Raw genomic sequence first — 11,878 nt, 5'->3', positions numbered from 1 at the left:
GCAGGCGGGGTCCCTAGACCCCGCCGTTCTTGCGCACCAGGCGCTTCACGTCGTCGAGGACGTCGTCCCCGGTGTCCAGCGCCTGGTTGGAGCGCACGATGGCCACGGCCAGCGGCCCGGTCTTGGGTCCGCCGGCCTCGTAGCCCACGAACGACCGGTTCTCGCCCTGACGGCCGCCGACGATGAAGGTGGCGCGCACGCCGCGTTTCTCGCGCGACAGCGATTCCCCTTTCAGCCGGACGTCACGGCGCACCTGGAGGCGCGCCTCGTCGCCGTTGGCGTCGATGTGCATCGGACCGATCCGGATGCTGGCGGAGTCGCTGTCCTCGTCAGCTTCGATCCGGACGCCGGGCAGGTTGACGCGCGTCGTGCTGCCGCCCTCCTTGACCACGACCTTGCCGGCTTCCACCCGGACGTCGACGCCGTCGTCCGAGCGCTCCGCGCCGGGCGCCTGCACCGCCGCCGCATCCTTCGCGGCCTCGCTTTCGATGCGCCTGGCGTCCGCGATGCTGGTGGCCGAGGCGGCGGTTTCCGCGACCGCGACGGCCTCGCCGGTCGGCGCCTTGTCGGCCTCGGCCAGCAAGGTGCTCTCGAGGCGATCCAGAGTCGCGAACGCGCTGCCCGCGACGGGAATGAGGCGCAGGGTCACCTCGGCGCCGTCAGCGGAGGCGTAGACGCACGTCTTGCCGTCGTCGGCGGCGGAGGTGCGGGTGAGGGCGCCCTGGGTGGCCGGGCAGTCCAGCGCCGCGCGCGGCGGCGCCTTCGAGGCGCACGCCGCCAGCGGGAGAAGCGAGGCGGCGGCGAGGAGAAGCAGCGGCTTCATGTGACAAGGGCTCCAGTCCGTTCACATGAGAACGTGGCTGGAGCCCTCGAAAAAGGCGAGTGAATTAGCTGTAACCGCTAGGGCGCGATCACTGGCCCGGCCGAGCCGCGCCTTCCCGCCGCGCGAGGAAGGCGAGACGCTCGAAGAGGTGAACGTCCTGCTCGTTCTTCAGGAGCGCGCCGTGCAGGGGCGGGATCAGCTTGGTCGGATCCTTTTCCTTCAGCGCGTCCTCGCCGATGTCCTCGACCATCAGCAGCTTCAGCCAGTCCAGAAGCTCGGAGGTGGACGGCTTCTTCTTCAGGCCGGGAACCTTGCGCATGTCGTAGAAAATGCGCAGCGCCTCGGCGACGAGCTTCTGCTTGATGCCCGGATAGTGCACCTCGACGATCTCGTTCATCGTCTCGGCGTCAGGGAAGCGGATGTAGTGGAAGAAGCAGCGGCGCAGGAAGGCGTCCGGCAGCTCTTTCTCGTTGTTCGAGGTGATGATGACGATCGGGCGGACCTTCGCCTTGATCGTCTCGTTGGTCTCGTAGACGTAGAACTCCATCCGATCGAGCTCCTGCAGGAGGTCGTTCGGGAATTCGATGTCCGCCTTGTCGATCTCGTCGATCAGCAGCACCGGCCGGCCCTCGTGCTCGAAGGCTTCCCAGAGCTTGCCCTTCTTGATGTAGTTCTTGACGTTCTTGACCCGCTCGTCGCCGAGCTGGCTGTCGCGCAGCCGCGAGACGGCGTCGTACTCGTAGAGGCCCTGAACGGCCTTGGTGGTCGACTTGATGTGCCAGGTGATCAGGTCCGACCCGAGCGCATTGGCGATTTCGTAGGCCAGCACGGTCTTGCCCGTGCCGGGCTCGCCCTTGATCAGCAGCGGGCGCTCGAGGGCGATCGCGGCGTTGACCGCAACCTTCAGGTCTTCGGTGGCGACGTAGTTCTCGGTGCCTTCGAAACGCTGGCTCATTCAGGTCCCCAGGCGGGTCGGGCCCGCATTCGAACGTTTGTTTGTCTGGGGCAGACTATAGGGCGCGGGCCGACATTCAAGCCGGTTCCGCGCCCTTACCTAGCGTCGAGCGAGCCTTCTATTCGTCCGGCTTGGCGCGGGTCTCGCCGCCGCGGTCCTCCGAATAGCCCAGCTCCTTGAGATCCTCGTCGGAGACGTTTCGGGCCTGGAAGTCCGTAAAGTCGTCCTCCCCGCCCTCGGCCTCGTCCGCGTCCCGCACCTCGTGCAGGCCTTCGATCTCGGTGCGCAGGATCCGATCCTCGTTGAAGCTGTCCTCGGGACCCAGGCCGTCGATGTCGTCCTCCCGCTCCTCGGTGGCGGCGCGGTAGTCGAGCTCGTTGTCCTCCTCGAAATCACCGTCGTCGACCGCGTCGGGATCGAACTCGTCGGCGTCCAGGGCGACGGCCTCGTCGTCGTCACGATCCCCGATCAACTGAGTGAGGTCCGGAACGTCCGGCAGCTCCTCGAAGGTTCGGCGCTCGGAGGCGTCGGCGTAGCTGCGCACCTCGCCGGCGTCGCCGCCTTCGCCGGCGTTCGTCTCGTCGAAGATCTCCGACTGATCCTGATCGTCGAAGTCGGGCTCGAAGCTCTGGCCGGCCATGAAGGGCTCCCTGTGGTCTGCGGGCTGCGCCGGAGCGGCGCTGTCCCTTGCGAAAACCCTCAGGAAAACCGGGCGTTCCTCACGGCCTTGCGAAGGCGCCCAGGGCGTCGGCCACCTCGGCCATCGTGGTCTCCCAGTCGCCGAACGTCTTGGGGGCGAAGGCGCGGACCTGCGGGTACCACGGGTAGGTGTCCTCGCAGCCCAGCCTGGGCCAGGCGCCGGGCGTGGTGATCAGCCAGGCGGGCGCGCCGCAGGCGGCGGCGATGTTGAAGGTGGCGTTCGAGAAGCCGAGGACGAGGTCCAGGGCGCAGGAGAGGGCGGCCACCTCGTCCAAGTCCTGTTTCAGGTCGATGCCCGGCGGGTCCCAGACCTCGACCCCCAGCTCCCGGCGGGCGTAGGCCAACTCGTCGGCGCAGTCGCCGTACTGCAGGTTCACGAAGGTCACGCCCTTCTGGGCCAACACAGGCGCCCACTGCTCGAAGGCCGAGAAATAGCGATGGCGGGCGCCGCGGGCGGTGCCGCTCTTCCACAGCAGGCCGACCTTCAGGCCGGTCGGAGCCTCGTCCAGCACGCGGCGCCAGTGCGCAACGCGCATCGGATCCGCTTCCAGGAACCGAGGCCGATCGGGGAAGCTCGCCACGTCGCGGCGGAACTCGCGCAGGAGGGTCGCGATGGGAACCCACAGGTCGATCTGCGACGGGTCTTCGACGAAGGTCATCGCCCGCATCGCGCGGCCGCCGTGGGTGAAGGTCGTGTGCGCGCCGACCTCCGCCTGCGGGTAGCTGCGGGCGAACAGCGGCACGAGGCGCTTCTCCACCGCCAGGGTGAGGCGGCCGTCGGAGCCCAGACGTTCGGTCAGGTCCGGCAGGACGTTGGCGAAGAGGATCTCGTCCCCCAGGCCCTGCTCGCCGATGACCAGCACCGACTTGCCGGCGAGGTCCATGCCCGGCTGCCAGCGCGGCCGGTCGATGAGGAACTGCACGCTGTCGGCGAACTGGTGGTCGGTCCGCGCTTCGTAGTCGTCCCAGCCTTCGGACAGTCGGCCCACCGCCAGCCGGCAGGTCGCGCGGGCCAGGGTCATCATCTGGCGGTCGTCGGCCGCCTTCACCGAGGGCAGCACCGCCTCAATGTGTTCGAGCGCCTCGGCCACCGCGCCACGGTCGGCCAGTGAGTTGGCGAGGTTGTAGCGGGCGCGCAGGAAGCGCGGATCGATCCGCAGGGCCTCGGCGAAGAAGATCTCGGCGGTCGCATGATCGCCGTCCTCGGCGACGACGGCGGCCAGGCTGTTCCATAGCAGCGCGCTGGTCGGCTCCTGCTGGATCGCCGGCCGCAGCACCTCGATCGCCTCCGCCCTTCGCCCCTGCATGCGCAGGGCGCTGGCCAGATTGTTGGCCCCTTCGGGGTGGCCGGGACGCTGCATGAGGAAGTGGCGGAAGAATTTCTCGGCCTGGTCGGGCATGGCCATCCGCATGGCCAAGCGGCCGAGATCGTTGGCGATCTCGGCATGCTCCGGCATCAGCTTCAGCGCCGATTCGTACGCGCTGATCGAGGAGATGAAGTCGCCGGCGCGCTCGCGGGCCATGGCCAGCAGGCACCAGCCGAAGCCGTTGCGCTCGTCGATCTTGAGGGCCTTCAGCGCCCAGTCGGCCGCCGCCTTCTCGTCCTGGGCGTTCAGGGCCTCCACGGCGCGTTGCAGCATCGGCTGCGCCGCCATCGCTTTCAGTTCGCCCATGGCGGAGGTCAGCCGGGCCAACGCTTCGCCGGAGCGATCCTCAACCAGATTGTCCGCCAGCATGCGCTTGGCGGCAGGTGCGGCGATCTGAAGCGCCTGCGGGGCAGGGGCGCTGCGATGGGCCTGACGCGGCATGAAATCCACTCCTGATCGTCGAGGCGTTGGTCGCGCGATCGTGCTTAATGCCGCCTTAAGCTGCGCCGTCCGGGCGGTCGGCAAGGTGGCGTTAACTTGCCGCCGACTATCGCTTTAGGTGCGCAGGGCCTGGCGGAAGGCGACAATGGCCCGGTCGAATCGGAAATCGGTTCGAGGGCGTAGGAGCAGGGGGCGGATTTGCCGCTGAAATTGTCGCTGAGGCCTGGAGAGCGGTTCGTTCTCAATGGCGCCGTGGTGCAGAACGGCGACCGTCGCTCGGTGCTCGTCCTGCAGAACAAGGCTTCGGTCCTCCGCGAGAAGGACATCATGCAGGCGGAGGAGGCGAACACGCCGGCCCGCCGGATCTACTTCCCCGTCATGATGATGTACCTCGATGAGGCGAACGCCGACCGGTACTACGACGAGTTCGTGCGTCGCATGACCGAGTTCATGAGCGTTATCGCCAATCCGCAGATCCTCGGGGAATGCGTGAACATCTCCCGGCACTGCATGGCGCGCGAGTACTACAAGGCGCTCATGCTCTGCCGTCGGCTGATCGAGTACGAAGACGAGAGGTTGGGGAATGTCGTTTAACGCCTACCAGCAGGCGGCGACGCGGGCCGAGAACCCACGCGACATGGAATACCGCCTGTTCGCCCAGGTGACGCGCGCCTTGATGGACGCGGCGGCCTGCGACCCCGACGACCTGCGCGGCCGGATCGACGCGCTCGACTGGAACCGTCGGATGTGGGCGGTGCTGGGCTCGGACTGCCAGAGCTCGGAAAACAAGCTGCCCCAGCAGCTGCGCGCCTCGATCATCTCGCTCAGCATCTGGGTGTCGAAGCACACCACGCTGGTGATCCGGAAACAGGAAGACATCGAGCCGCTCATCGAGGTGAACCGCATGATCATGCAGGGCCTCGCCAGCAACGGCTCCGCCGCCGCGGCCGCCTGATCCGACCCGATTGAGGACGCCAGGAGGCCGCGGTTCGCCGCGGCCTTTTTCATGTCTTGCCCACCTGAACCGGCAGTTCCTGCCGGGCGGCACGTTTGGCTAACGGAGATGCGTGCTTTCCGCGCGCATCCAGCCGAAAAGCTCAACGATTTCAGGGGCGGTGTCGGGGTCGGTCATGGTTAAGCCTGGCCCGGCGCTTGCGAGGCCTTCCGCGGGCGAAAAATCGCTCAGCCGGCAAAAGCCGGGCTCTTACCTCCAGAACGGAAGGCTTCAACGATGCCGATGAACTCGGTCAACACCAACGTGGGCGCGATGGTCGCGCTCCAGAACCTCAACGCGACAAACACGGAGCTCAACACCACCCAGACCAGGATCAACACGGGCAAACGGGTCGCTTCTGCGAAGGACAACGGCGCCATCTGGGCCATCGCCCAGAACCAGCGCGCCAACAGCCGTTCGCTGGATGCGGTTCGTGAGTCGCTGCAACGCTCCGTGTCGACCGTGGACGTGGCCATCTCGGCCGGCGAGACCGTTTCGGACCTGCTCCTTCAGATGAAGGAAAAGGCCCTGGCGGCTTCGGACACCTCGCTCGACTCGACCAGCCGGACCGCGCTCGCCGAAGACTTCGGCGCCCTGCGTGATCAGCTGGCCAAGGCCGTGACGAATGCCGAATTCAACGGCATCAACATGGTCAAGAGCGGCGGCACGACCATCGCGGCCATCGCGAACGCCAACGGCACCGAGAAGATCACCGTTTCGGCCCAGAGCCTCGCGCTCGGCGGTGCGAACGTCCTGATCTCGGCCGGCACGACGTTCTCCACGGCTTCGGCGGCCTCGTCGCTGATCACCACGATCAACACGTCGATCACCAACGTCTCGACCGCCCTGTCGAAGCTCGGCACCGGCTCGAAGTCGCTGGGCTCTCACCTGGAGTTCGTCAACAAGCTTCAGGACTCGATCGACGCCGGCGTGGGCAACCTCGTCGATGCGGACCTCGCGAAGGAAAGCGCAAGGCTCCAGGCGCTGCAGACCAAGCAGCAACTGGGCGTCCAGGCGCTGTCGATCGCGAACCAGTCCTCGTCGATCCTGATGGGTCTGTTCCGCTAAGTCGCGATCCCCGGGCGGGGCCCTGCTCCGCCCGGGTGACCTTTCGAGGCGCCCGGCAGATATGGCCGGTTTGCGCCCGGCAATTCTTGCCGCCTCAACCTCCCACCCGGCAGAAAGTGCCGGGTTTTGTCATGGCTAACACAGGTATAACGGCGCTATTTCAAGAACTTAGGTGATTCTTCGGGCGGCGCGGCTCTGGCGCCCGGCTTGCTGCCGGCTCCCTCGGGCAAAACGCCTCCGGCCGCCAGAACGGCGCCGGTTCCTTGAGAAGAAGGACCGAACTGATGCCGAATAGCGTCAATACCAACGTGGGCGCGATGATCGCGCTCCAGAACCTGAACCAGACCAACAACGAACTGATGACGACCCAGGCCCGGATCAACACGGGCAAGCGGGTCGCTTCTGCGAAGGACAACGGCGCCATCTGGGCCATCGCCCAGAACCAGCGCGCCAACAGCCGTTCGCTGGATGCGGTTCGTGAGTCGCTGCAACGCTCCGTGTCGACCGTGGACGTGGCCATCTCGGCCGGCGAGACCGTTTCGGACCTGCTCCTTCAGATGAAGGAAAAGGCCCTGGCGGCTTCGGACACCTCGCTCGACTCGACCAGCCGGACCGCGCTCGCCGAAGACTTCGGCGCCCTGCGTGATCAGCTGGCCAAGGCCGTGACGAATGCCGAATTCAACGGCATCAACATGGTCAAGAGCGGCGGCACGACCATCGCGGCCATCGCGAACGCCAACGGCACCAAGAAGATCACCGTCCAAGCTCAGAGCCTCGCGCTCGGTGGCGCGAACGTGCTGATCTCGGCCGGCACGACGTTCTCCACGGCTTCGGCGGCCTCGTCGCTGATCACGACGATCAACTCGTCGATCACCAACGTGTCGACCGCCCTGTCGAAGCTCGGCACCGGCTCCAAGTCGCTGTCGTCGCACATCGAGTTCGTCAACAAGCTTCAGGACTCGATCGACGCTGGCGTGGGCAACCTCGTCGACGCCGACCTCGCGAAGGAAAGCGCAAGGCTCCAGGCGCTGCAGACCAAGCAGCAACTGGGCGTCCAGGCGCTGTCGATCGCGAACCAGTCCTCGTCGATCCTGCTGGGCCTATTCCGTTAAGGCCCTTGAGGCCGCGGAGCTTCGGCTTCGCGGCCGCCGCGTAGGCGGCGGGCCGGGCGACCGGTCCGCCGTTCCGCGCTTCATCGGAGCGCTGTCCTAAGCGACAGCGACAGGAGACATGCAAAGCAAGGTTGCGCCGTCCGCAGCCACGCCCGATCCGACGCTCAGCCAGCCCAAGCCCGCACCCGGCCGCCACGCCGGCGGTGAGGCGAAGGCCCGGGCCGCCAACTCGGATCCGGTCGATCTGCGACTGGTCATCGAAGAGGATCAAGCCAGCGGAAGCTACGTCTACAAGACGATCGATCGCCGGACCGGCGAGGTCGTCCTCCAGCTGCCCAGGGCCGATGTCCTGCGGCTGAGGGAAGAGACCGGCTACGCCGCCGGCGCGGTCATCCGCACCAAGGCCTGATCCCCCGCAAAGCCCGCGGGTCCGAACCTTTCAACCGCCCCGGAAACGTTCCGGAGGCGGCGAGATCCGTTGAGGCTGTTAACGATCTGATCACCACGTTTCTTCACCTTCGCAGGCGAGGGCGGACGGCGAGTCGCTGCCCATGCCGTCCGGAGTGGAGAGCGCCATGTCGATCAGCGTGCATACGAACAAGTCCGCACTGATTGCCCTGCAGAACCTGAACAAGACGAACGACGACCTGGCCCAAGTCCAGAACCGGATCAACACAGGTCTGAAGATCTCCGACGCGAAGGACAACGCCGCCATTTGGGCCATCGCCCAGGGGCAACGCGCCGACATCGGTGCGCTAGGCGCCGTGCGCATGAGCCTGGAGCGGGCGAACTCCATCGCCCAGGTCTCGATGACCGCGGGCGCCACCGTCTCGGACCTTCTCGTCGAGCTGAAGGAAAAGGTCGTCGCGGCGATGGACACGTCGCTGGACACCGCCTCGCGCACCGCGCTCAATTCCGACTTCCAGTCGCTGCTCCGGCAGATCGGCCAGGTGGTGGACAACGCCGAGTTCGACGGCGCGAACCTGCTGGACGGCTCGGTGGGCGCGAACATCCAGTTCCTGGCCAACGCCGACGCCAACTCGCGGATCACGCTGTCCACGCAGAACCTGTCGCTGGGCGGCGGCAACATCGCGATCACGGCGGGCGCAAGCATCCTGACGACCGCGACGGCTTCGGCGGCGCTGGCCCAGCTCACCGTGGCGATCTCGTCGGTCAACCAGTCGCTGGGCAATCTGGGCTCGCAGGCCAAGCAGATCGAGGCGCACCTCGAGTTCGTCTCGAAGCTCACCGACGTGCTGGAAGGCGGCGTCGGCAATCTGGTCGACGCGGACCTCGCGAAGGAGAGCGCGCGGCTTCAGGCCCTGCAGGTGCAGCAGCAGCTGGGCGCCCAGGCGCTGGCGATCGCCAACTCCTCGCCGCAGATCATCCTGTCGCTGTTCCGCGGCGGCTAGGACCGAGTTTCCGTTGGGGCGTAGGGAAGGGTCCGGAGGCTGAGCGCTCCCGGACCTTTTCTTCTGGGCTCTTAACAGCCTGGAGACCCTGTTGCGCTAGTAGGGACGGGCGGCCTCCCGCCCGCGGTGCGAGTCGATGGTCATTCCGGTCGATACCAGTCTGCTGCTCAGTCTGTATCAGCCCCGTTCGACGGGGCTCGGCGGCGCGGCCGGCGGCTCGTCGACCGGAATGCGGTCGAAGGTGGCCCCGACGGCGCCCTGGAGCACGCAGGCGACGCCGGTTCCGCCCAGCGAACTGGTGAAGTCGGCCCTCGGCGGCAAGAAGGTCATCGACGAGCATGGCGCGCAGCTCGATCTTCCGGGCGCCAGCGGCGACTACCGCAAGCTGTTCGCCATGTACCAGGGGCTGTCGACCCTGTCGGGCCTGGCCGAGCGGATGCGGGCCAAGGGGCTCACCAGCACCGACAAGATGCAGATCCAGCGGGTGTTCGACCGCGGCATGGCCGAGATGAACGCCTTCATCAGCGCCTCCACGTTCGAGAACCTGCGGCTCAGCCAGGGCGTGGCGGCGGAACGCGCCAAGAGCACGGCGCCCGTGCCGCGGACCAAGACCGAGTACACCACCGCCCCCCTGTTCGCCGGGACCAGCAGCGCCGAGGTTCCCGCCTTCCAGGGCGACGTGCAGTTCGACATCAGGATCAAGCGGGCCGGGGTGCTCCACACGATCAACATCGACCTCGCCGACATGGGCTCGGACACGCGGTCGATGGCCAATGTCGTGGTGTTCATCAATGATCAGCTGAAGGCGGCCGGGGTCGACACGCGTTTCGCGACGCAGCGCCTGCCGGGACAGCCGAAGACCGTGCAGTCGGGCGGCAAGACGATCAACATCGGCACGGGGCCCGATCAGTGGGCGCTGAAGATCAAGGCCTCGGTCGGGGAGGCGATCACGTTCGATGCGCCGAAGACCGCGGGCGCGGTCTACATGGCCCAGACCGCCGGCGATCCGAACCCGGACGGCAAACTGTCGACGAACGACGGGGTGCTGCGCCAGCAGTTGCTGAAGTTCCAGACGGACACCACCGACGTTCCCTCGGCCCCGAAAGCCGACGGCGAAACCTACTGGGTGGATGGGCGTGCGTTTTCCAAGACCCTCGGTCCAGAGATCAAGGCCGTGCGCGCGACCCAGGTCGGGCCCGACGGCTCGGTGTACATGCTGGCGGATGTGACAGCCAAGACCGCCGGCCAGGAGATCAAGGGCCAGCAGGACGTGGCGCTGCTGAAGTACGACGCGGCCGGCCAGCTCATGTACACCCGGACGCTCGGAGCGGCGGAGGAGGCGACGGGCCTCGCCCTGGCGGTCTCGGCGGACGGCAGAATCGCCATCGCCGGCGCCGTGAAGGGCGACTTGGCCGGCGCGACCGAAGGCCCGCTCAACTCCGGCGACGGCGGCGCGTACGCCGGTCAGTCCGACAGCTTCGTGACCCTCTTCAACGCTGACGGTGAAGAGATCTGGACCGCGCGCCGGGGGGCGCGGAAGCAGGACGAGGCCACCCACATCGCCTTCGGCGCCGACGGTTCGATCCTCGTGGCCGGCCGGGCGCAGTCCACCATGCCCGGCGCAACGGCCGTGGGCGACTGGGACAGCTATCTCCAGTCCTTCAAGCCCGAGCTTGTCACGACGCCTCAGGATCGTACGGGCAAGGTGGCGAGCAACTTCACCTACAGCTTCGGCACGCCCGGCGCGGACCGGCCGGCCGGCCTGGTGGTGGATGGCGCGTCCGTGGTCACCGCGAGCGTGGAGAACGGCCGCGCCATCCTGCGCCGGTTCGATATCTCGAGCGGCCAGCCGGTGCTGACCTCGATGCGCGATCTCGGCGATCTGCAGGGCGGCGAGATCACTGGCCTGGCGATCGACGGCGGCGAGATCATTATCGCCGGCACCACCGCCAATGGCGCGCTGGCGGCCGGCGCCGTCAGCCGGGCGCATGCCGGCGGCACGGACGCCTTCGCCGCCAAGCTGTCCGCCGACCTCGCCGCAGGGCCGGGCGACCGGATCGCCTATTACGGCGGGACTGGCAACGACCGGGCCACCGCCCTGACCGTCTCGGGCGGTCAGGTGTACATCGCCGGCTCCGTGGGCACGGACCTGCCGCCGGAGGGCGCCGTCGGCGCGCCGGGGGACGGGCCGGGGGCCGTCGGCAAGAAGGACGCCTTCCTGACGCGGCTCGACATCGACACCGGCGCGATTGAATGGCAGCGCCGGTTCACGGCCAAGGACGGCCACGCGGCGCCGACCTCCATCGCGGTCGACCCGAACGGCGCCAGCGTCCTGGACAAGCTGGGCCTGCCCAAGGGCACCCTGGACCTTGCGGACTCGCAGCGGGTGATCGACCAGAGCGCGCTGCGGCCCGGCGACACCTTCCAGGTGCGCGCCGGCGGGGGTCGCTGGAACACGATCACCATCGAGGCGAAGGACACGCTGGACACGCTGGCCGCCAAGATCAAGCGCGCCTCGGGGTTCCAGGCGAAGGTCGCGGTGATGTCCAGCGGCGCCTCGCGCGTGCTGAACATCACCCCGGGCACGGATCGGGCCGTCGTGGAGTTCGGTCCGGGCAAGGCGGACCGGGACGCCCTGGAGCTGCTGGGGATCCCGGACGGCGTGCTGCGGAAGACCGAGAGCGGCAAGAACGGCAGGACGGTCGCGGCGGACGGCAAGCCGATGTTCTATGGCCTCGACATGGACAAGCACCTCAACCTCAAGAACGAGGACGAGGTGAAGCACGCGCTCGCCGACCTCGCTCGCGCGCAGGGCGTGATCCGGCAGATCTACCGCGACCTGGTGGCTGCGGCGACGCCGCGCGATCCCCTGGCCGCCGCCCAGATCTCATCCGGCGGCAAGGTTCCGAGCTACCTGACGAACCAGCTGGCCAACTACCAGGCGGCGCTGAACCGCCTTGGCGGTTGACGCCGTCGATGCGGCGGCTTGAAAGGCGCCCCGCCGCAG

Annotated in this window: 11 protein-coding genes; 7 read left to right on the top strand and 4 right to left on the bottom strand. The window is 67.5% G+C overall.

Translation table 11 applies throughout. The annotated features are described in order from the left end of the window. Nucleotides 1–13: 13 nt before the first annotated feature. From LRS10_RS18615 to LRS10_RS18600, 4 genes are all read right to left on the bottom strand, one after another. Nucleotides 14–823: a hypothetical protein gene (locus LRS10_RS18615; protein WP_257838544.1), complete on the bottom strand. Its 810-nt coding sequence runs from the start codon at nucleotides 821–823 to the stop codon at nucleotides 14–16. An 88-nt stretch (nucleotides 824–911) separates the two neighbouring features. After that, a complete protein-coding gene (locus LRS10_RS18610; RefSeq protein ID WP_257838543.1) occupies nucleotides 912–1,778 on the bottom strand; it encodes a MoxR family ATPase in 867 nt (288 codons plus the stop codon). 118 nt (nucleotides 1,779–1,896) lie between these two features. Further along, nucleotides 1,897–2,418 carry a hypothetical protein gene (locus LRS10_RS18605; protein ID WP_257838542.1) on the bottom strand — a complete coding sequence of 174 codons (522 nt, stop codon included), beginning with the start codon at nucleotides 2,416–2,418 and terminating at the stop codon, nucleotides 1,897–1,899. Between the two features lie 79 nt (nucleotides 2,419–2,497). Further along, entirely contained in the window at nucleotides 2,498–4,285 is a 1,788-nt protein-coding gene (locus LRS10_RS18600) for a tetratricopeptide repeat protein (RefSeq protein WP_257838541.1), read from the bottom strand. 198 nt (nucleotides 4,286–4,483) lie between these two features. Here LRS10_RS18600 and flbT point away from each other — a divergent pair, with 198 nt between their 5' ends. The 7 genes from flbT to LRS10_RS18565 all read left to right on the top strand — a co-directional run bounded on the left by flbT (nucleotide 4,484) and on the right by LRS10_RS18565 (nucleotide 11,839). Next, entirely contained in the window at nucleotides 4,484–4,879 is a 396-nt protein-coding gene (gene flbT / locus LRS10_RS18595; RefSeq protein WP_257838540.1) for a flagellar biosynthesis repressor FlbT, read from the top strand. After that, nucleotides 4,869–5,240: a flagellar biosynthesis regulator FlaF gene (flaF, locus tag LRS10_RS18590; RefSeq protein WP_257838539.1), complete on the top strand. Its 372-nt coding sequence runs from the start codon at nucleotides 4,869–4,871 to the stop codon at nucleotides 5,238–5,240. Before flbT ends, flaF begins: the two co-directional genes overlap by 11 nt. A 276-nt stretch (nucleotides 5,241–5,516) precedes the next feature. Continuing rightward, on the top strand, nucleotides 5,517–6,347 hold the full coding sequence (locus tag LRS10_RS18585; RefSeq protein ID WP_257838538.1) for a flagellin: 831 nt from the start codon (nucleotides 5,517–5,519) through the stop codon (nucleotides 6,345–6,347). Between the two features lie 284 nt (nucleotides 6,348–6,631). Continuing rightward, nucleotides 6,632–7,459, top strand: a complete 828-nt coding sequence (locus LRS10_RS18580; RefSeq protein ID WP_257838537.1) for a flagellin — start codon at nucleotides 6,632–6,634, stop codon at nucleotides 7,457–7,459. Between the two features lie 118 nt (nucleotides 7,460–7,577). Further along, a complete protein-coding gene (locus LRS10_RS18575) occupies nucleotides 7,578–7,868 on the top strand; it encodes a flagellar protein FlaG (RefSeq protein WP_257838536.1) in 291 nt (96 codons plus the stop codon). 166 nt (nucleotides 7,869–8,034) lie between these two features. After that, the gene (locus LRS10_RS18570) at nucleotides 8,035–8,871 is read left to right on the top strand and encodes a flagellin (RefSeq protein WP_257838535.1); all 837 of its coding nucleotides are present in this window, start codon (nucleotides 8,035–8,037) and stop codon (nucleotides 8,869–8,871) included. Nucleotides 8,872–9,007: 136 nt separating this feature from the next. Next, nucleotides 9,008–11,839, top strand: a complete 2,832-nt coding sequence (locus LRS10_RS18565) for a hypothetical protein (protein WP_257838534.1) — start codon at nucleotides 9,008–9,010, stop codon at nucleotides 11,837–11,839. Nucleotides 11,840–11,878 lie beyond the last annotated feature (39 nt).

Source organism: Phenylobacterium sp. J426 (assembly GCF_024699945.1).
Taxonomy (GTDB): Bacteria; Pseudomonadota; Alphaproteobacteria; order Caulobacterales; family Caulobacteraceae; genus Phenylobacterium.
This window is presented reverse-complemented; position numbering and strand designations above follow the sequence as displayed.